Origin of the sequence: Stenotrophomonas forensis (assembly GCF_028752115.1) — a bacterium.
GTDB lineage: Bacteria > Pseudomonadota > Gammaproteobacteria > Xanthomonadales > Xanthomonadaceae > Stenotrophomonas > Stenotrophomonas forensis.
This window is the reverse complement of sequence record NZ_CP082270.1, coordinates 1,221,686-1,241,415: the sequence shown is the minus strand read 5'-3', so window position 1 is coordinate 1,241,415 and position 19,730 is coordinate 1,221,686. Positions and strand designations below refer to the sequence as shown.

The 19,730-nt window shown below is 67.4% G+C and carries 21 protein-coding genes; 14 read left to right on the top strand and 7 right to left on the bottom strand.

Annotated elements, in window-relative coordinates; translation table 11 throughout:
- Window positions 1–14: 14 nt before the first annotated feature.
- From uvrA to K5L94_RS05830, 3 genes are all read left to right on the top strand, one after another.
- Window positions 15–3,017 (top strand): excinuclease ABC subunit UvrA, encoded by a 3,003-nt coding sequence (gene uvrA, locus K5L94_RS05840; protein ID WP_049458438.1) that lies wholly within the window; start codon window positions 15–17, stop codon window positions 3,015–3,017.
- A complete protein-coding gene (locus K5L94_RS05835) occupies window positions 3,017–3,424 on the top strand; it encodes an acyl-CoA thioesterase (RefSeq protein ID WP_053449117.1) in 408 nt (135 codons plus the stop codon). Before uvrA ends, K5L94_RS05835 begins: the two co-directional genes overlap by 1 nt.
- Window positions 3,425–3,522: 98 nt before the next feature.
- On the top strand, window positions 3,523–4,248 hold the full coding sequence (locus tag K5L94_RS05830; protein WP_164085702.1) for an enolase: 726 nt from the start codon (window positions 3,523–3,525) through the stop codon (window positions 4,246–4,248).
- A gap of 208 nt (window positions 4,249–4,456) precedes the next feature.
- Here the strand turns inward: K5L94_RS05830 and K5L94_RS05825 are convergent, their stop codons facing one another.
- Entirely contained in the window at window positions 4,457–4,903 is a 447-nt protein-coding gene (locus K5L94_RS05825; protein ID WP_053449115.1) for a copper chaperone PCu(A)C, read from the bottom strand.
- 34 nt (window positions 4,904–4,937) lie between these two features.
- Here K5L94_RS05825 and K5L94_RS05820 point away from each other — a divergent pair, with 34 nt between their 5' ends.
- From K5L94_RS05820 to K5L94_RS05805, 4 genes are all read left to right on the top strand, one after another.
- The gene (locus K5L94_RS05820) at window positions 4,938–5,714 is read left to right on the top strand and encodes an enoyl-CoA hydratase/isomerase family protein (RefSeq protein ID WP_049458435.1); all 777 of its coding nucleotides are present in this window, start codon (window positions 4,938–4,940) and stop codon (window positions 5,712–5,714) included.
- A gap of 127 nt (window positions 5,715–5,841) precedes the next feature.
- Window positions 5,842–6,762: an acyl-CoA thioesterase II gene (gene tesB, locus K5L94_RS05815; protein ID WP_005408551.1), complete on the top strand. Its 921-nt coding sequence runs from the start codon at window positions 5,842–5,844 to the stop codon at window positions 6,760–6,762.
- A 4-nt stretch (window positions 6,763–6,766) separates the two neighbouring features.
- Window positions 6,767–7,276 carry a pathogenicity-like protein gene (locus K5L94_RS05810; RefSeq protein ID WP_164243006.1) on the top strand — a complete coding sequence of 170 codons (510 nt, stop codon included), beginning with the start codon at window positions 6,767–6,769 and terminating at the stop codon, window positions 7,274–7,276.
- Window positions 7,277–7,431: 155 nt separating this feature from the next.
- Window positions 7,432–8,649, top strand: a complete 1,218-nt coding sequence (locus K5L94_RS05805; protein ID WP_274512197.1) for an RNA polymerase sigma factor — start codon at window positions 7,432–7,434, stop codon at window positions 8,647–8,649.
- 51 nt (window positions 8,650–8,700) lie between these two features.
- Here the strand turns inward: K5L94_RS05805 and K5L94_RS05800 are convergent, their stop codons facing one another.
- Window positions 8,701–9,261: an EF-hand domain-containing protein gene (locus K5L94_RS05800; protein WP_053449112.1), complete on the bottom strand. Its 561-nt coding sequence runs from the start codon at window positions 9,259–9,261 to the stop codon at window positions 8,701–8,703.
- A 156-nt stretch (window positions 9,262–9,417) separates the two neighbouring features.
- Between K5L94_RS05800 and K5L94_RS05795 the strand changes: the two genes are divergently transcribed.
- Window positions 9,418–10,173, top strand: a complete 756-nt coding sequence (locus K5L94_RS05795; RefSeq protein ID WP_274512196.1) for an arginyltransferase — start codon at window positions 9,418–9,420, stop codon at window positions 10,171–10,173.
- Window positions 10,174–10,211: 38 nt separating this feature from the next.
- Window positions 10,212–11,420, top strand: coding sequence for an endonuclease/exonuclease/phosphatase family protein (locus K5L94_RS05790; protein ID WP_164085697.1), 1,209 nt, complete (start codon window positions 10,212–10,214; stop codon window positions 11,418–11,420).
- 82 nt (window positions 11,421–11,502) lie between these two features.
- Here the strand turns inward: K5L94_RS05790 and purT are convergent, their stop codons facing one another.
- Window positions 11,503–12,690 carry a formate-dependent phosphoribosylglycinamide formyltransferase gene (gene purT, locus K5L94_RS05785; protein WP_135966100.1) on the bottom strand — a complete coding sequence of 396 codons (1,188 nt, stop codon included), beginning with the start codon at window positions 12,688–12,690 and terminating at the stop codon, window positions 11,503–11,505.
- Window positions 12,691–12,827: 137 nt separating this feature from the next.
- Here purT and K5L94_RS05780 point away from each other — a divergent pair, with 137 nt between their 5' ends.
- The 5 genes from K5L94_RS05780 to K5L94_RS05760 are packed head-to-tail and all read left to right on the top strand — an operon-like array spanning window position 12,828 to window position 15,526.
- On the top strand, window positions 12,828–13,709 hold the full coding sequence (locus tag K5L94_RS05780; RefSeq protein WP_053449109.1) for an SPFH domain-containing protein: 882 nt from the start codon (window positions 12,828–12,830) through the stop codon (window positions 13,707–13,709).
- Window positions 13,710–13,754: 45 nt separating this feature from the next.
- Window positions 13,755–13,934 (top strand): type II toxin-antitoxin system antitoxin, encoded by a 180-nt coding sequence (locus K5L94_RS05775; protein WP_005412615.1) that lies wholly within the window; start codon window positions 13,755–13,757, stop codon window positions 13,932–13,934.
- Window positions 13,931–14,110, top strand: coding sequence for a DUF4177 domain-containing protein (locus tag K5L94_RS05770; RefSeq protein ID WP_006424209.1), 180 nt, complete (start codon window positions 13,931–13,933; stop codon window positions 14,108–14,110). The genes K5L94_RS05775 and K5L94_RS05770 overlap by 4 nt, the downstream gene beginning before the upstream one ends.
- 3 nt (window positions 14,111–14,113) lie before the next feature.
- Window positions 14,114–14,707, top strand: a complete 594-nt coding sequence (locus tag K5L94_RS05765; RefSeq protein ID WP_274512192.1) for a PH domain-containing protein — start codon at window positions 14,114–14,116, stop codon at window positions 14,705–14,707.
- A gap of 9 nt (window positions 14,708–14,716) precedes the next feature.
- A complete protein-coding gene (locus tag K5L94_RS05760) occupies window positions 14,717–15,526 on the top strand; it encodes a M15 family metallopeptidase (RefSeq protein WP_053511828.1) in 810 nt (269 codons plus the stop codon).
- A gap of 511 nt (window positions 15,527–16,037) precedes the next feature.
- Here K5L94_RS05760 and K5L94_RS05755 read toward each other — a convergent pair.
- The 4 genes from K5L94_RS05755 to K5L94_RS05740 all read right to left on the bottom strand — a co-directional run bounded on the left by K5L94_RS05755 (window position 16,038) and on the right by K5L94_RS05740 (window position 19,669).
- Window positions 16,038–16,409 (bottom strand): DUF423 domain-containing protein, encoded by a 372-nt coding sequence (locus tag K5L94_RS05755; protein WP_019659313.1) that lies wholly within the window; start codon window positions 16,407–16,409, stop codon window positions 16,038–16,040.
- 103 nt (window positions 16,410–16,512) lie between these two features.
- Window positions 16,513–17,586, bottom strand: a complete 1,074-nt coding sequence (locus K5L94_RS05750; protein WP_053449104.1) for a polyketide cyclase — start codon at window positions 17,584–17,586, stop codon at window positions 16,513–16,515.
- 233 nt (window positions 17,587–17,819) lie between these two features.
- Complete coding sequence (locus K5L94_RS05745; protein WP_006424175.1) at window positions 17,820–18,461, bottom strand: response regulator; 642 nt, start codon at window positions 18,459–18,461, stop codon at window positions 17,820–17,822.
- The gene (locus K5L94_RS05740; protein ID WP_053449103.1) at window positions 18,461–19,669 is read right to left on the bottom strand and encodes a sensor histidine kinase; all 1,209 of its coding nucleotides are present in this window, start codon (window positions 19,667–19,669) and stop codon (window positions 18,461–18,463) included. Before K5L94_RS05740 ends, K5L94_RS05745 begins: the two co-directional genes overlap by 1 nt.
- Between the last annotated feature and the right edge of the window lie 61 nt (window positions 19,670–19,730).

Sequence of the window (19,730 nt, the reverse complement as noted above, 5' to 3'; positions counted from 1 at the left end):
CAACCGGATCCCCCATGGCGATGGATTTCATCCGCATCCGCGGCGCGCGGACGCACAACCTGAAGAACCTCGACCTCGACCTGCCCCGCGACAAGCTGATCGTGATCACCGGCCTGTCCGGCTCGGGCAAGTCTTCGCTGGCGTTCGACACCATCTACGCAGAAGGCCAGCGCCGCTACGTCGAGTCGCTGTCGGCCTATGCGCGCCAGTTCCTGAGCGTGATGGAAAAGCCGGACCTGGACCACATCGAAGGCCTGTCCCCGGCCATCTCGATCGAGCAGAAGTCGACCTCGCACAACCCGCGTTCGACCGTCGGCACGATCACCGAGATCTACGACTACCTGCGCCTGCTGTACGCCCGCGTTGGCACCCCGCGCTGCCCGGACCACGGCTACCCGCTGGAAGCACAGACGGTCAGCCAGATGGTCGACCAGGTGCTGACCCTGGACCCGGAACAGCGCTACATGCTGCTGGCGCCGGTCATCCGCGACCGCAAGGGCGAGCACGCGCAGGTGTTCGACCAGCTGCGCGCGCAGGGCTTCGTGCGCGTACGCGTGGACGGCGAGCTGCATGAAATCGACGCGGTGCCGCCGCTGGCACTGCGCCAGAAGCACACCATCGAGGCGGTGATCGACCGCTTCCGCCCGCGCGAGGACATCAAGCAGCGCCTGGCCGAGAGCTTCGAGACCGCGCTGAAGCTGGGCGACGGCATGGCCTCGGTGCAGAGCCTGGACAACACCGAAACCGCGCCGACGCTGTTCTCCTCCAAGTACTCCTGCCCGGTGTGCGATTACTCGCTGCCGGAGCTGGAGCCGCGCCTGTTCTCGTTCAACGCACCGATGGGCGCCTGCCCCGGCTGCGATGGCCTGGGTATCGCCGAATTCTTCGATCCGTCGCGCGTGGTGGTGCATCCGGAGCTGTCGCTGGCCGCCGGTGCGGTGCGCGGCTGGGATCGCCGCAATGCCTATTATTTCCAGCTGATCGCCTCGCTGGCCAAGCACTACAAGTTCGACGTCGATGCGGCGTGGAACTCGCTGCCTGAGAACGTGCAGCAGGCCGTGCTGTACGGCAGCGGCGATGAAGCGATCACCTTCACCTACTTCACCGAAGCCGGTGGCCGCACCCAGCGCAAGCACCGCTTCGAGGGCATCATTCCCAACCTCGAGCGCCGCTACAAGGAAACCGAATCGCCGGCGGTGCGCGAAGAGCTGTCCAAGTACATCAGCGAACAGCCGTGCCCGGAATGCCATGGCGCCCGCCTGAACAAGGCGGCACGCAACGTGTTCGTGGCCGACCGCCCGCTGCCGGACCTGGTGGTGCTGCCGATCGACGAAGCACTGAAGTTCTTCAGCGAACTGAGCCTGCCGGGCTGGCGTGGCGAGATCGCCTCCAAGATCGTCAAGGAAATCGGTGAGCGCCTGGGCTTCCTGGTCGATGTGGGCCTGGATTACCTGACCCTGGAGCGCAAGGCCGACACCCTGTCCGGTGGCGAAGCGCAGCGCATCCGCCTGGCCAGCCAGATCGGCGCCGGCCTGGTCGGCGTGATGTACGTGCTCGACGAGCCGTCGATCGGCCTGCACCAGCGTGACAACGAGCGCCTGCTCGGCACCCTCACCCGCCTGCGCGACCTGGGCAATACGGTGATCGTGGTCGAGCATGACGAGGACGCGATCCGCCTGGCCGACTACGTGCTGGACATCGGCCCGGGCGCGGGCGTGCATGGCGGCGAGATCGTCGGCCAGGGCACCCTGCAGGACATCCTGGAGGCACCGCGCTCGCTGACCGGCCAGTACCTGTCGGGCAAGCGCGCGATCGAGATCCCGGCGCGCCGGCACAAGCCGAATCCGAAGATGACCCTGCACCTGCGCGGGGCCAGCGGCAACAACCTGAAGGGCGTGGACCTGGCGATTCCGTCGGGCCTGCTGACCTGCGTGACCGGTGTGTCCGGCTCGGGCAAGTCGACCCTGATCAACGACACCCTGTTCTCGCTGGCCGCCAACGAGATCAACGGTTCCTCGCACCCGATCGCCCCGTACAAGGAGATCGATGGCCTGGACCTGTTCGACAAGGTGGTGGACATCGACCAGTCACCGATCGGCCGCACCCCGCGTTCGAACCCGGCCACCTATACCGGCCTGTTCACCCCGCTGCGCGAGCTGTTCGCGCAGGTGCCCGAAGCGCGTGCGCGTGGCTATTCGCCGGGCCGTTTCAGCTTCAACGTGCGCGGTGGCCGCTGCGAAGCGTGCCAGGGCGATGGCCTGATCAAGGTCGAGATGCACTTCCTGCCGGACGTGTACGTGCCCTGCGACGTCTGCCACGGCAAGCGCTACAACCGCGAGACGCTGGAGATCCTGTACAAGGGCTTCAACATCAACGACGTGCTGGAAATGACCGTCGAGGATGCACTGAAGCTGTTCGAGCCGGTGCCGTCGATCGCCCGCAAGCTGGAAACGCTGGTCGACGTCGGCCTGAGCTACATCAAGCTGGGCCAGAGCGCGACCACGCTGTCCGGTGGTGAAGCGCAGCGCGTGAAGCTGTCCAAGGAACTGTCGCGCCGCGATACCGGGCGCACCCTGTACATCCTGGACGAGCCGACCACCGGCCTGCACTTCCACGACATCGAAGCGCTGCTGGGCGTGCTGCACAAGCTGCGCGACGAAGGCAACACGGTGGTGGTGATCGAACACAACCTGGACGTGATCAAGACCGCCGACTGGATCGTCGACCTGGGTCCGGAAGGTGGCCATCGCGGTGGCACCATCCTGGTCACCGGCACGCCGGAAGACGTGGCGGCCTGCCCGCAGTCGTACACCGGCCAGTTCCTGGCGCGCATGCTGCCCTCCACCAGCGCGCGACCGGAACGCCCGGCCGCCGTGGCCAACAAGCCCGACGCCCGCCCGCCACGCAAGGTGAAGCCTGAAAAGCCCGCCAAGGTGGCGAAGAAGGCGGTGGCGGCAACAAGCACCGGCAAGGCCAGCAAGACTGCTGCCGCCAGCAAGAAGAAGAAGGACGCCTGATGAGCAGCGAACACAAGATCCTGGCCCGCATCCCGATCAGCGTGCGCTGGCGTGACATGGACAGCATGGGCCACGTCAACAACGCCAAGTACATCTCCTACCTGGAAGAAGCGCGCGTGCGCTGGATGCTGGGCGTGGACGGCGTGTCGATGACCGACCGCATCGCACCGGTGGTGGCCGCGACCAACGTCAACTACCGGCTGCCGATCGTGTGGCCCAACGACATCCTGGTCGAACTGTTCGTCGAGCGCCTGGGCAACAGCAGCGTGACCATCGGCCACCGCATCGTCGACCAGCAGGATGAGTCGAAGCTGTATTCGGACGGCAACGTGGTGGTGGTGTGGATGGATACCCAGACCGGCAAGAGCGCCCCGTTGCCGGAGGCGATCCGCAACGCGTCTACCTGATTCGCTTCTGGTAGTGCCGGCCGCTGGCCGGCAACCTCCAGATGTATCGCGGATGCCGGCCAGCGGCCGGCACGACCGACACTGTTCAAAGGACTGACATGATCCACCACACCGAACTGCGCGACCTGCTGCCCGGCATGGTCCCCTTCCCCACCGATGTCTTCCCCACCGACCAGGCCTGGCTCGGCCAGCACCTGCTGCCGCTGCTGAAGATCGACCTGGGCGTGCTGCGCCCGGAACTGGCCGGCCAGGTGGCGACGATGCTGTGCCCGATCGAGCCGTATGACGGCTGTATCGGCGAGACCACCGAAGAACACCACAACGCGTTCACCGGCACCAACTGGATTGCCTTCGAACTGACCGCCGGCAACGAGATGCGCTTCCTCGGCAACGAGGGCTATTTCATCGGTGATGCAGTGGACGACAAGGACGCGCAGGAACACATCGCGCAGATGCGCGAGAGCTACGGCAAGGCGCGCGACTACCACGCCACGCATGGCCGGCTGGCCTGCTACTCGCGCTTCGGCAAGGGCGAAGCCAGCGAGCGCGATTATCTGGATACGCTGGGTGGCCCGATCGGGTTCGGAAACTGGACCGAGACCGCGGAGATTCCTGCGGCCTTCGCGCTGGCCTTCACCGAAGCCGCCGATGACCCCAACGCTGCGGAGGATGCCGAAACGGTGATCATCACCCGCGACGGCAACAAATTCTTCGCCGTGGCCGACGTGGCCGGCTACAACTGGTGCGCCACCGGCGCCGATGCGATCGTGATGCTGTACGAACCGGTAAGCCGCACGGTGCTGTTCTCGTACGACTGGTCGTAAGCCCCTGGTAGTGCCGGCCGCTGGCCGGCACTACCGGATATTCCGGTCGCGCCGAGCGTCCTCGACGCTACGGCAGCCATCCCAACCGTCGCTTCCGTAGAGTCGAGCTTGCTCGACTGCTGCTGGCCCGGGCCGTCGAGCAAGCTCGACGCTACGACGGCCATCCCAATCCCTTGCTTCAGCAGCAGCGTGCCGTTTCCCCGCGCGCTTACGGCGCGGCCTTGCGCACCACCAACGTCGCGCTCGCTTCGCCACCGCCTTCCAGCTGCAGCCGCAGTGGCAGCGCCTGCCCGTCCTTCAATGCGCCCTTGCCCTGCATCAGCATCAGGTGCAGGCCGCCGGGCTTGAGTTCGGCACGGGCGCCCGGTGCCAGCGGCAGGCGCTCGATCGCGCGCATGCGGCTGACCCCGTCAGTGATCGTGGTCTCGTGCAGCGACACATCGCCGAAACCGCTGCTGCTCGCGCCAGTGATCGCCACCGCCTTGCGGCAGCCGTTGTGGATCACGCCGTAGCCGGCGGTCATCGGCATCGCCGGATTCGGCGGCAGCCGCGCCCAGCCCTGCTCGACGGTGACGCACGTCGTCTCGGCGGCGGATGCCGATGCTGCGGCCGCACACATCATCAACAATACGCCAACGAATGGTTTGGTTATCATCGCCCAGGTTCCTTCTTCGCAACGAGACCGCAGCATGACGACGCTCATCGAGGTGATCAACCATGGCCCCATCCGCGAACTGCGCCTGGCGCGGCCGCCGGTCAACGCACTGGATACCGAACTGTGCCGGCAGTTGATCCACGCCATCGAGCTGGCCATGGCCGAAGATGCGCACGGCATCGTGCTGTCGGGCAGCGAACGCATCTTCACCGGTGGCATGGACGTGCCGCACCTGCTCTCGCACGGCGATGACAAGCACAAGCTGTTGGACACCTGGAACGCCTTCTTTGGCGCGGTGCGCACGCTGGCCGAGAGCCGCATCCCGGTGGTGGCCGCGATCACCGGCCACGCCCCGGCCGGCGGCTGCGTGCTGGCGCTGTGCTGCGACTACCGGGTGATGGCGCGCAGCGCCGAGCCGTCGCGCCCGTATGCCATCGGCCTGAACGAAGTGCAGGTGGGACTGATCGCACCGGAGGGCATCCAGCGCCTGCTGCGCCGCGCGGTGGGCGTGCACCGCGCCGGGGTCCTGCTGACCACCGGTTCGCTGGTGCCGGCCGAGCAGGCGCTGCAGATTGGCCTGGTCGATGAACTGGCCGAAGGTGACCTGGTGGTGGCGCGTGCCGTGGCCTGGCTGCAGAACCTGCTCAAGCAGCCGCGCCAGCCGATGCTGCTGACCCGCGCGGTTGCCCGCGCCGACCTGCACGAAGCCCTGCACCCGGACCTGATCCAGCTGGACCGCTTCGTCGAAGCCTGGTTCGCCCCGGATGCACAGAACGCCCTGCAGGCGCTGGTGGCACGTCTGGGCAAGTAATCGGTAGTGCCGGCCGCTGGCCGGCTACCTCAGGCGCCGCAGAAGGATCACGAAGCTGCCGGCCAGTGGCCGGCACTACCGATGAGGGGCCGGCCCGCACCGGTATAATCAGGCCTTCTTCATTGCTGTGGCCGCCCCCTTGAACGACACGCCCGAACCCGTCGTCTCCGAGCTGATCGACCTGCTCACCCTGGAGCGGCTGGAGGACAACCTGTTCCGCGGGCAGAGCCGCGACATCGGCACCAAGTACGTGTTCGGCGGGCAGGTGCTGGGCCAGGCATTGGCCGCGGCGCAGGCCACGGTCGACAACGGCCGCCACGTGCATTCGCTGCATGCCTATTTCCTGCGTGCCGGCAACATCGACCACCCGATCGTCTACGACGTGGACCGCACCCGCGATGGCGGCAGCTTCTCGGTGCGCCGGGTCACCGCGATCCAGCATGGCAAGGTGATCTTCTTCTGCGCGGCCTCGTTCCAGCAGGCCGAGACCGGTGCCGAGCACCAGCACAAGATGCCCGAAGTGCCGCAGCCGGAAGACATCGAGCCGAATCGCCCGCTGCCGGCCGAAGTGCTGGAGCGGCTGCCGATCAAGGTGCAGCGCTGGCTGTCGCGCGGCGGCCCGTTCGAATTCCGCCACGTCTACCCGCGTGACGAACTGAACCCGCCCAAGCGCCCGCCCTACCACCAGGTGTGGCTGCGCCTAAGCGAGCCGGTCGGCGATGCGCCCGAGCTGCACCAGGCGCTGCTGGCCTATGCCTCCGACTTCCATCTGCTGGGTACCGCGACGTTCCCGCACGGCATCAGCTACTACCACCCGCATGTGCAGATGGCCTCGCTCGACCACGCCATCTGGTTCCACCGCCCGTTCCGCGCCGACGACTGGCTGCTGTACTCGCTGGACAGCCCCAGCGCGCAGGATTCGCGCGGCCTGGCCCGCGGCCAGTTCTTCACCCGCAACGGCGTGCTGGTGGCCAGCACCGCGCAGGAAGGCCTGATCCGCGTCGTACCCGACCAGGCAGCGGCAGCCGCCGTGCCGGCCAAGGAGTAATCCGATGCGCCAGATCTTCAGCAGCCAGCGCGTGGAAACCGTCGAAGGCGTGGCCGAGCTCCTGCGCGGGCATGGCATCGAGGTCAAGGTGACCAACGGGCGCTCGTACAAGACCCGCCGCCGCGGCCAGTTCAGCTATACCGACCTGGGCAACGCCAGCGCCTACCCGGCGGTGTGGATCGTGCGCGCCGACGACCAGCCGCGCGCACGCGAAATCCTGCGTGACGCGCGCCTGCTCGACACCACCCGCCGCGACCACCCGACCGCCGAGTTCGCCTTCCGCGACATGCCGGAACAGGGCAGCGGCGGCCGCGGCTGGGCCTGGCGCATCCGCATCGCCCTGCTGGTGGTGATCGCCGGCGTGGCGCTGGTGATCGGCCTGCGCCATCGCGGCACCCCGGCGCCGGCCGCACCGGCCCCTGCCCCGCAGGCGCAGCCGCAGCAGCAGCCCCCCGCCCAACCGGCTCCGCCGGAAGAAGAAGAAGTCCGGGTCCGCATCCAGCCGTCGAAATGACGCACGGGTAGTGCCGGCCGCTGGCCGGCAAGCGCAGCCCGCCGGACGGGTTCATGAGGTTGCCGGCCAGCGGCCGGCACTACCGCACTGAAGGCCGGTCACACTTCGCGCGCGGCTCCGTCATGGGACACAATCCCAGCAGGAGAGCCGCCGCCGTGACGACCTTCGCCGCATCGATCGACCAGACCCTGGAACGCGAACTGCCGGCCGCCGCCGGCGGCTGCCAGCATGCCTATGGCCGCATCGTGCTGGCCTGCCAGAACACGGTCACCGCCATCGCGCTGGCCATCACCCGCGACCGCCAGGCCAGCGAGGACATCGCCCAGGAAGCCTTCGTGAAGGGCTGGCAGCAGCTGCACCAGCTGCGCAGTTCAACCAGCTTCCTGCCCTGGCTGCGGCAGATCACCCGCAACCTGGCCCGCGACTGGCTGCGTGCGCAGCGTGGCCGGCCGCTGACCGGCGAGGCGGCCGAAGTGGCGCTGGGCATGGCCGCCGACCCGGCGCCAGGTGCGGCCGACCGGCTGCAGCGGGTGGAAGAAGAGATCGCCGCCGAAGACATCATTTCCGCGTTGCCGGCCGACAGCCGCGAAGTCCTGCTGCTGTACTACCGCGAAGGCCAGCGTTCGCAACAGGTAGCCGACTTGCTCGGGCTCAGCGACGCCGCCGTGCGCAAGCGGCTGTCGCGCGCCCGCGCCCAGGTGCGTGACGGCCTGCTGCGACGCTTCGGCGAATTCGCCCGCAGCAGTGCCCCGAGTGCGGCGTTCGCCACGGCCGTGGTGTCGATGGTGCTGGTGGCCGCGCCCGGCACCGCCAGCGCGGCGATCCTGCTCGGCACCGGCGTCGGCATCGGCGGCAGCAAGCTCGGCCTCGGCGGCGCCAGTGCAGCAGGCGGCACCGCGATGGGCTCGTTGACTGCCACACTGGGCCAGCTGCACGTGCTGCCGGCCGAAAGCTGGGGCGCAGTCATCGGTGGCGTGGTCGGCGGAGCGATCGGCAGCTATCTGGGCGGGCGCTTCCTGATGTCGTACACCGAGACCGATGCCGAGCGCGCCGATGTGCGTCGCTTCCTCTATCTCAACATCACCACCGGCATGTTCTGGTGCCTGGCGATCCTGCTGGCGGTGATGCTGCAGGTGCCGGTCTGGGCACAGATGGCGGTGCTGGCGGTCGGCCTGGGCGTGGTCAACTACCAGTGCCTGGTACCGCTGCAGCGGGTGATGGCGCCGATGATCGTGCGCGACTCGGCACGGCGCGGGCGCACGGGCATCAACTGGAAATACGAGTCGATGTACGGCCGCACCGGCATCATCGCCATGAACCTGATGGTGATCGCACTGGTGCTGTACTCGCTGGTACGCAGCGGCCGCCTGTAACGGACAACGCCGGCAGTGCGCCGGCGTTGTCGTCGATCACCGCGTTGGCTCTCAGCGCTGCGGCTTCGGCATGGCACCGTCACGCGGGCCGCCCTGACGCGGACCACCGTGCATCGGGCGCTTGGCCGCATCGAACTCGGCCTTGCTCAGCTGGCCATCATTGTTGGTGTCGGCCGCGGCGAACCAGGCATCACGCATCTGCTTCACGCGCAGTTCGCGGTCGGCCTTGTCCAGGTAGCCGTCCTTGTTGAGGTCGAGCTGGTCGAAGCGCGCGGCCAGGCGCGGATCGGCCTTGGCTTCCTCGCGGCTGATGCGGCCGTCCTTGTTGACGTCCAGCTTGGCCCAGCGCTCGCCGCCGTGGCCACGGCGACCGTGCTTCCAGCGCGGCAGTTCATCGCGCGAGAGCTTGCCGTCCTTGTTCTTGTCCAGTTCGTCGAACTTCGCCGCCAGACGCGGGTTGGCAGCGGCTTCGCTGCGGTCGATGACGCCGTCGCCATTGGTGTCCAGCTTGGCCGGGCGCTGCGCCGGCGTGGTCGGGGTGTCGGCCGCCAGCGCGATACCGGAAGCGGAGGTGCCGAGCAGCAGGGCCAGCAGCAGGGGGGTACGGATCATGAGGTCACTCCTGGGGATGGGAACAGCGTCGGGGTGATCACTTCACCCTCGGGGGACAACAACGCCCGGGCGCGACATCGGTTGACGTCGCCGCCGGTTCCATTCATCCGGCGGACAGTCGCCGCCACTGCGACGGGCTGGGGCTATGCTGTGCCCATGGCGATGCATGGCGACAGAGACGACGAACTGCGACTTTTCCAGACCGGCGAGCACCCCTGCGGGTACTGGTCGGACCGGGTGGCGCGCGACCTGGTGCTGGACCCGCACGACCGCCGCCTCGGCGGCCTGTATCCGCTGGCACTGAGCTGGGGCTTCCGTCGCAGCGGTGACCTGGTCTACCGGCCGCATTGCGCGCACTGCCAGGCCTGTGTGGCGGTGCGCATCCCGGTGGCGCGCTTCGCCCCGGACCGCAGCCAGCGCCGTTGCGCGGCCCGCAATGAAGACCTGGAGGTGCGGATCACCGCCGCCACCGCGCGTGACGACCTGTTCGCGCTGTATCACCGCTACCTCACCCACCGCCACGCCAACGGCGGCATGGACGACCATGGCCCGCACGAATTCGAGCAGTTCCTGATCGGCAGCTGGTCGCACACCCGCTTCATGGAGATGCGCCTGCCCGGCCACGACGGCCAGCCCAGCCAGCTGCTGGGGGTGGCGGTGACCGACGTCACCGAGCACGGCCTGTCGGCGGTCTACACCTTCTTCGACCCGGAGCACGCCGCGCGCGGGCTGGGTACCTTCGCGATCCTGCAGCAGATCGAATGGGCCCGCCGCGAGGGCCTGCCGCACGTCTACCTGGGCTACTGGATCCGCGGCCACCAGAAGATGGACTACAAGCGCCGCTTCCATCCGCTGGAGGCCTACGACGGCCGCCGCTGGCACGATTTCGACAACGATCTGGACGGGCGCTGACAAACCGCTGACACCGGGCCGGGTGCACAATACGGCCCATGAACGCCAAACCCCTGATCCTCGCCCTGGCCCTGCTCTGCGGCGCCACCGCCCCCGCCTTCGCCACCTCCCCTGCGATGACCGAAAAGCCGTCCGCTGCGCTGCGCCTGGCCACCTACAACACCTCGCTGTACTCCGATGACGCCGGTGGCCTGATCAAGGAACTGGAAGGCGACAGCGAGCACGCACGCAAGATCGCCGCGGTGCTGCAGCAGGTGCGCCCGGATCTGGTGCTGCTGAACGAGTTCGACTTCGACGACGCCCACCGCGCCGCCGACCTGTTCCAGAAGCGCTACCTGGAAGTGGCCCAGCCCGGCGGCGGCAAGCCGCTGCACTTCGCCTACCGCTACCTGGCCCCGGTCAACACCGGCGTGCCCAGCGGCCTGGACCTGGACAACAACGGCGTGGTCGGCGGCGAAGGCCGCAGCCGCGGCAACGATGCCTGGGGCTACGGCCTGCACCCGGGCCAGTACGGCATGCTGGTGCTGTCGCGCTACCCGATCGATGAAGCCAAGGTGCGCAGCTTCCAGCTGCTGAAGTGGAGCGCGATGCCGGGCGCGATCCGTCCGGTTGATCCGCGCACCGGCAAGAGCTTCTACAACGACCACGTGTGGTCGCAGCTGCGGCTGTCCTCCAAGTCGCATTGGGACGTGCCGGTGAAGACTCCGGCCGGCGTGGTGCACGCACTGGTCTCGCACCCGACCCCGCCGGTGTTCGACGGCCCGGAGAAGCGCAACGCCGCGCGCAACCACGACGAGCTGCGCCTGTGGCAGGAATACCTGTCCAAGGGTGACAAGCCGTGGCTGTGCGACGACAAGGGCCAGTGCGGTGGCCTGGCCCAGGACGCGCGCTTCGTGATCCTCGGCGACCTCAACAACGACCCGGTCGACGGCGATGGCCGCCATGACGCGATCGTCGAACTGATCGAGAACGCCCGCGTGCTGCGCTACCCCACCCCGCGCAGCGTCGGTGGCGAGCAGACCAGCCTGGCCTATGCGGCCAAGGGCATCGCGCGCAGGGGCGCGCCGTTCCATGCCACCGGCGATTTCGGCCCGAAGTCCGGCACCATGCGGCTGGACTACGTGCTGCCCTCGACCGGTTTCGAGTACATCGGCAGCGGCATCTTCTGGCCGGCCAATGAAAGCCCGGAAGCGAAGATCGCCGACGGCAGCGACCACCACCTGGTGTGGGTGGATGTAAAGCCGTAAGGCGATGTTGATGCGGTACCGACCAATGGTCGGTACCCACCGGAATCCGGTAGGCGACGACCGTTGGTCGTCGCTCCTTCCTTTACGGGCGCAGTTCGACGCCGATGGCGTCGGCGGCGTCGCGTGCGATCGAACGCGCTTCGTCGATGGTTTCCGCGCGTGCCAGGGTCACGCCGACGCGGCGATGGCCGTGCACGCTCGGCTTGCCGAACAGGCGCACCGCGGTATCCGGCACCTGCAGCGCAGCAGCGACGTTGTTGAAGTACGGCACGCCTTCGCCATGCGCCAGCAGCGCGCACGAGGCCGACGGGCCGCTCTGGCGGATCACCGGAATCGGCAGGCCGAGGATCGCCCGCGCATGCAGCGCAAACTCGCTCAGTTCCTGCGAGACCAGCGTCACCAGGCCGGTGTCGTGCGGGCGCGGCGACACTTCGCTGAACCACACCTCGTCGCCCTTCACGAACAGCTCGACGCCGAACAGGCCCCAACCGCCGAGGTCGTCGGTGATCGCACGCGAGATTTCTTCCGCACGTGCCAGCGCCGCGCTCGACATCGGCTGCGGCTGCCAGCTCTCACGGTAATCGCCGTCCTTCTGCAGGTGGCCGATCGGCGCGCAGAACGAGGTGCCACCGGCGTGGCGCACGGTCAGCAGGGTGATCTCGTAATCGAAGTCGATGAAACCTTCGACGATGCAGCGGCCGGCACCGGCACGGCCACCGGTCTGTGCGTAGTCCCAGGCCGGGGCGATGTCCGCCTCGCTGCGCAGCGTGCTCTGGCCCTTGCCCGAGGAGGACATCACCGGCTTGACCACGCACGGCAGGCCGATCGCGGCCACCGCGGCACGGTACTCGGCCTCGGTATCGACGAAGCGGTACGGCGAGGTCGGCAGCCCGAGGGTCTCGGCGGCCAGGCGGCGGATGCCTTCACGGTCCATGGTCAGGCGTGCGGCGCGCGCGGTCGGGATCACCCGCAGGCCCTGCTCCTGTTCCAGCTGGACCAGGGTCTCGGTGTGGATGGCTTCGATCTCCGGCACCACCAGGTGCGGCTGTTCCTGGGCGATCAGCGCGCGCAGGGCCATCGCGTCCAGCATGTCGATCACGTGCGAGCGATGTGCGACCTGCATTGCCGGCGCATCGGCATAGCGATCGGCGGCGATCACTTCCACGCCCAGCCGCTGCAGCTCGATGGCCACCTCCTTGCCGAGTTCACCCGAGCCCAGCAGCAGCACGCGGGTGGCGGAGGGGGACAACGGAGTTCCAAGCTTGGCCATGGCGGTTCCAGCAGCGATGTGAAGGCGGGTGGGCATTCTAGCTGGCCGGGCACCCCGGCCACGGCATCCGACGAACGGTAGCCCACATCTGATATCACTTTGATATCTTCATTTCGAACCCTCAAGGACGTACTGCCATGAAAGAGAAGTCGCTGTCCTCGCTCAACGGCCTCGGCACGCTGGCCGGCGCCCTGCTCGTCGCCCTCGCCGGTGCCGCCGTGTTCGTGCTCGGCGTTGCCGCCAAGGCCAGCACCGGCTCGCCCAACCTGCTGCTGATGCTGCTGGGCGTCCTGCTGGTCGCGGCGGGCATGTTCGTCCTGGCCGGCCTGTACACCATCCAGCCCAACCAGGCCGCGGTGCTCAGCCTGTTCGGCAAGTACGTCGGCACCGTGAAGGACAACGGCCTGCGCTGGAACAATCCCTTCTTCAGCAAGCGCCGGGTCAGCCAGCGCGTGCGCAACTTCGAAAGCGGCAAGCTGAAGGTCAACGAGCTGGACGGCAGCCCGATCGAGATCGCCGCGGTGATCGTCTGGCAGGTGGTCGATGCCTCCGAGGCGGTCTACAACGTGGATGACTACGAGAGCTTCGTGCACATCCAGTCCGAATCGGCGCTGCGCGCGATGGCCACCAGCTATCCCTACGACCAGCACGAGGAAGGCCAGCTGGCCCTGCGCAGCCACGCCAGCGAGATCTCCCAGCACCTGAAGAACGAGCTGGCCGAGCGCCTGGCCGATGCCGGCGTGCAGGTGATCGACGCGCGCATCAGCCACCTCGCCTACGCCGCCGAAATCGCCCAGGCGATGCTGCAGCGGCAGCAGGCCAATGCGGTGATCGCCGCGCGCACGCGCATCGTTGCCGGCGCGGTCGGCATGGTCGAGATGGCCCTGGCCGAACTGCAGAAGAACGGCGTGGTGCAGCTGGATGAGGAACGCAAGGCGCACATGGTCAGCAACCTGCTGACCGTGCTGTGCTCGGACCGCGGCACCCAGCCGATCGTCAATGCCGGTTCGCTGTACTGAACCACCCTCGCAACGGGGCGCCCCACCGCCCCGCCAGGAGTTTTCATGAGTGAGAAGAAAGCCTATCCGCTGCGCATCAATGCCGAGGTCCTGGCCGCGGCACAGCGCTGGGCTGACGATGAGCTGCGCAGCCTCAACGCGCAGATCGAATACGTGCTGCGCGACGCCCTGCGCAAGGCAGGACGCCTGCCGAAACCCAAGCCATCGCCGGAGGACAAGGAATGAGCAAGCGCTGGAGCTACCAGACCATCGAGGTCAAGACGTCCATGATGGGCCTGCACAAGGCCGAGGACATCCAGGCCGAACTCAGCCGCCAGGGCCAACTGGGCTGGGAGCTGGTCAACATCATCATCCCGGCGCCGATGCGCCCGGCGATGCTGGTGTTCAAGAAGGAGGCCTGAGCCATGGGTGCCAGCGATCCGAAACAATACGAGGTAGCCGACAGCTCGCCGTTGCGCGTGCTGTGGATCGTGCTGCCGCTGCTGGCCGCCTTCGTGGCCTGCGTGTATGCGCAGCTGTACAAGGCACCGGCCACCGCGCCCTGGATCGAAGTGACGCTCTCGCCGCCCTGGTTCCGCATGGGCGGCAGCGCCGCCTGGAGCCTGCTGGTGATCGTCGCGCTCGGCATCGGGCTGGGCTCGGCCTTCTTCCGCCGCCGGGTGGAACTGGCCGGCGACGTGCTGGATGTGCGCTCGACCCTGTATCGCCGGCGTGTTTCGGTGGCAACGCTGCGGCTGGACCAGGCGGAGGTGGTCGATCTCGGCCGCGACCGCCGCTATGGCATCCGTTTCAAGACCAACGGCTATGCAATGCCGGGCTTCTATTCGGGCCACTTCCGCCTGCAGGGCGGCGGCAAGGGATTCGCCCTGGTCACCGATCGCGCGCGTGTGCTTGCCCTGCCGGTCAGCGATGGCAGCACGCTGCTGCTCAGCGTGGACCGGCCGCAGGTACTGCTCGATGCCCTGCGCAAGGTGGCCGCATCGGTGCCGCGGCAGTAAGCTGCGGCGATGCAACGACGCCCGCCCCTGCTGATCAATACCGCGACCATCGAGTTGTGGCCCGCCGGCCTGCTGCGCGCGCGCAGCAACCTGGACGCACGCCTGTTGGCGCAGGCGCGCTGGGTACTGCGGCGCAAGCGTGATGGCCGCTATCTGGCGGCCGTACTGCCGCGCGGCGTGCATTCGATGGTGCCACGACTGCCGCGCGAACCCGGGGTCGAGGAAGCGCTGGCACTGCTGGACGCAGTGGCAGCTCGGCCATTCGGGGCAGCGCTGGAAGATCAATGGCTTCCGCTGGCCGGACTGCAGCAGCGCCTGCAGCAGCTGGGCCTGGACGCCCAGCGCTACGCAGACGACAGCGGCCTGCCGCTGGAGGCCGAACCCTGCCTGCTGCATTTCGCCGGTCGTGACCGCTTCGCCCGCCCGCTGTGGCTGCGCCGCGGCGCTGCGCAGGGCTGGCGCCGGATGCGCCTGCACGCTGCACGGGATGGCGTGGCACTGGACGCGATCTCTGGTTTTCGCAGCCATGCCTACCAGCTGGGCATCTTCGAACGGAAGCTGGCACGCGGGCTGGGCGTGGCCGAGATCCTGAAGGTCAATGCCGCGCCGGGCTTCAGCGAACACCACAGCGGCCATGCGCTGGACATCGGTACGCCGGGCGATGCGCCGGCAGAGGAATCCTTCGACGCCACCGATGCGTTTGCCTGGCTGCAGCGCCATGCCGGCGCGCACGGCTTCCAACTGAGCTACCCGCGCGACAACCCGCACGGGATCGTCTACGAACCGTGGCACTGGTGCTGGAGACCGGCCAACGGCTGAGCCCCTCGTGGCGACCGCAAGGCGAAATTCATGGCGCTGTCCGGGCGGGTAGGCTGCGCAGGGGACGCCGTAAATCCGTCCCTGGAGGCTTAGCCGCGCCATCCATGGCGCGGATACCCCTGTCCAGCCCACCCGCCCGGCCTCTGACAGTTTCCGTGTGCATCCGCCACGGAATGGAACAAGAGAGCAAAGGCAAAAGCCGGTCGCTTCGCTCGAAGCCTCTGCAACGGATCAGCGCGCGGCTGTTGGGTCCGCCTTCAAGCGAGCCGAGCACCGCAGGTCCGTCGAGGGCGAAGAGGTGCGTGCGATTCTGTAGAGCCGAGCCATGCTCGGCTGCTCTCCGCACCGTCCCTCGACGGGCCGAGGAGCGCAGGGCACCGGTGCGCAGCAGCGGCTCGCGGCCGGCGGCGCGTTTCTTTTGGTTACTTTTCTTTTCGCGCGAAAAGAAAAGTAACGCCCATGAACCATCACGATCGCATCAGCATGGATCGAATCGACAGCCCGGCTGCCGTCACCGCCTCAACGCATTGATCGCCAGCAACACCCATCCGGCCATCATGCTGGTGCCGCCGATCGGCGCCATCCGCGTCGGCCACTGCCACAACGCCCCGCCCACCAGGCTGCCGGAAAACAGCAGCACGCCCAGCAGCAGTACGTACAACGCCAGGTGCGCGATCGCCCCCTGCGCACGCGGGCCCAGCGCCACCAGCACCGCACCGTGCGCGAATGCGTACAGCGCTGCCATGTTCAGATGCTGCTGCGCCAACGGATCGGCCACCCCATGCGAGGCATAGGCGGACAGGCCGATCGAGGCGGCGGCCAGCAATGCCCCCAGGCAGGCCAGCAGGGAAGGCTTACGGGCACGGCGTTCGAGATTGAACATGAGGGCTCCTTGCGCAACGCCCTTGCCGGGCGCCAGATGAAAAAAAACGCGCCGCAAGAAGCGGCGCGTTTTCGTGTCCAACACTACATGGGTCAGCCGAGGCTTACTTGACGGCCCAGTAGATGTCGTAGGTACCGTCCTGGGTGAACGACTTGTCGATGCCGTCCTTCCAGGTCTCGTACGGACGGTCGATGACTTCGTTGCCCGAGGTCACGGCCCAGGCACGCAGGCCGTTGCGGGCCACGTCCAGACCCGCCATGTGGCCAGCGTAGGCCGCATGCGCCGAACGGTGCGGAGCAACGTGCACGTACTTGACCGGAGCGCCGCCGTCGATCTTGACGGTCAGCTCTTCAGCGGTGGCACCTTCAGCACCCTTCTTCTTCACCGGCTGGGCGATGTCGAAGGCGTACTTCTCAGCACCGAAGTCGGTGGTGATGATGCGGAACGGGCCGGCGGCTTCAAGGCCATTGGCCTCCATCACGCGCTTGATCCACTCCTGGTTGTCCTTGATGGACTTGGTGATCGTGTCCTGACCGCGGTCCACGTTACCGGCGTTGACGACCAGCAGGTCTTCAGCCGGCACATCGACGATGGCCAGATCGGTCAGCGGCGCTTCCGGGGTGCGGTAGTCGACGTTCGGGACGGTGGCGAGCATGTTGGCCATGCGCGACAGGCCCATCTTGATGTCGTCGCCGATCTGGCGGCTGACATACAGGCCGGCATAACGACCGAACAGGTCGAAGCCGTACTTCACCGAGTAGTCTTGGGTGATCTTGACGTTGCGCCCACCCTTGCCGGTCGGCTCCAGGGTGAAGGTGGTGACCTTGTCGTGACCCTTGGTCGGGTCTTCGATGGCGATCGCAACGCGCTTGTTTTCTTCGGCTTCGGTGATCTTCCAGGAGCCGGTGCCCAGGTCCTTGGAGGTGAAGTCGAGAGTGGCACCGACGCCGGAGGCCGGGCCGGACAGCTTCAGTTCAACGGCGGGATCGCGCAGTACCAGCGGGTTCCAGTCCTTGAAGCGGCGCAGGCTGCTGACCGTGTCGTACACGATCGTCATCTTGCGGTTGGTCTCGATGCTTTCGGTGATGTGACGCTCGCCCGGCAGACATACGCCAATGATGACGAACAGGCCAGCCACGATCCCCAAGGCGATCAGGAACTCGATAATACGGGTCATTCAGAGAGTCTCCGGGGCCGATCCCACGGCCGGGTTGATTGAAGCGAAGCGCCAATCCTAGCAGGCTTCGCGGGCATTGTTTATCGGGATTGGCGCACCGGTTTCCCTGCCGGCTGCGTATTTGTATGGACAAAGAATTCGAAGGGTAACGCATACCGCCACCCGCCAGTAGGGGGCGCGCTTGGCCGGAACCCCCGGCCGTCGCCCAAGTTGTTGTACCGGAACGATTTTCCCTAGACCAGCTGGAGTTCGAACGCCTTCAGTACGGCGCGCGTACGGTCGCGCACACCCAGCTTGGAGAGGATGTTGGACACGTGGTTCTTGATCGTGCCTTCGGCCACGCCCAGCGAGTTGGCGATCTCCTTGTTGGAGAATCCGCTGGCCATCAGCCGCAGGATCTCGGTCTCGCGGTCGGTCAGCGGGTCGGGCCGGTCCAGGCTGACGAACTCGTTGCGCATGTGTTCCAGGCCGGACAGCAGCCGCTGGGTCACCGCCGGCTGCACCAGCGAACCGCCGTCGGCCACGGTGCGGATGGCCCCGACCAGCTGCGCCAGGGTCACGTCCTTGAGCAGGTAGCCCTTGGCACCGGCCTTGAGCCCGGCCAGCACCAGCTGGTCGTCATCGAAGGTGGTGAGGATGATGGTCGGCGGCAGCTGCTCCTGCCGTGACAGCACCTGCAGCGCTTCCAGCCCGGACATCACCGGCATGCGCATGTCCATCAGGACCACATCGGGACGCACCTGCGGGATCAGCTCGACTGCCTGCCGTCCATCGCCGGCCTCGGCCACCACCTCGATGCCATCGTCGAGCGCCAGCAGGGAGCGGATTCCCTGCCGCACCAGGGTTTGGTCATCGACCAGGCAGACGCGAATCATCAACGTACTCCTTCAGGAACCTTGGTAAGGGCGGCCACCAGCACCGTTGCCGGCACCGTCGCCCGCAGGCGGAAGCCTTCGCCGGGACGGGTCTCGACCTGCAGCTGGCCACCACATTGTTGCAGGCGCTCGCGCATGCCGCGCAAGCCATTGCCCACATTGACCATTTCCGCGCCGACGCCGTCGTCGCGTGCCTCCACCACCACCCGGTCCGGCGCTTCACGGTACACCTTGATCCACAGGTGGCGGGCACCGGCGTGGCGCACGGCATTGGTGATGATCTCCTGGGTGCAGCGCAGCAGCACGTGGGCCCGCTGCGGGTCCTCCACGTTCAGGGGATCCTCGATCTCCAGCTGGATGTCCAGCGAGGGCACGTTCTCGGTCAACGGGCGCAGCGCCGCGGCCAGGTCGATGGCACCGGTCTCGCGCAGCTGGCTGACCACCTCGCGCACGTTGCCCAGCAGCAGCTTGGCCAATGCGTGGGAACGCTTCACATGCTCCAGCGCCTGGCCGTCGGCCAGGTGGCCGGCCACTTCCAGGTTCAGGGTCAGCGCGGTCAGCTGGTGGCCCAGCAGGTCATGCAGCTCGCGCGAGATGCGCGTGCGCTCATTGACCCGGGCGCTCTCGGCCAGCAGGGCGCGGGTGGCGCGCAGTTCCGAGTTGAGCCGGCGCTGTTCGTCGCGGGCCTCGGCCTGGCGACGGGCCACCAGCGCGATCACGAACACGAAGCTGGAGAAGCCCATGTAGCCCACCGCCTGCAGCACGGCGATGAACGGCGGGAAGCCCAGCGGCTGGATATAGACCGGCAACACCGCCAGGTTGCTGGCCACCAGCCAGACCACGCCGATGCGCGGCCCCAGCAGCCATGGCAGCAGGCCGGCCACCACCATCAGCAGGATGCTTCCCAGCGCGGTACCGGAAAAATAGCTCACGCCGATCGCGCAGGCGGTCAGCAGGATCAGCGCCGCGTGGTCGAAGAAACCCGGACGGCCCTCGCCCAGCGAGCGGGTCAGCGCCCAGTACACGATGCCGAAAGCCAGGTAGGCCGAGGCCCAGGGAATGATGCGGAAGCCGGCTTCGCCGTCCAGCGTCTCCAGCGTCAGCGAGACAGGATCGATCAGGTAGATCGCGAGCCAAAGGCCGACGGTGCCCCAGGTGAACAACCCGGAGTAGCGCAGCATCGCATTGTGGTTCAGTCGGGCCAGCATCCCTCATCGTAGCCCGTGCACGGCCGCTCCCAAGCGCCGAAAGTCATGCTCGGGCATATCC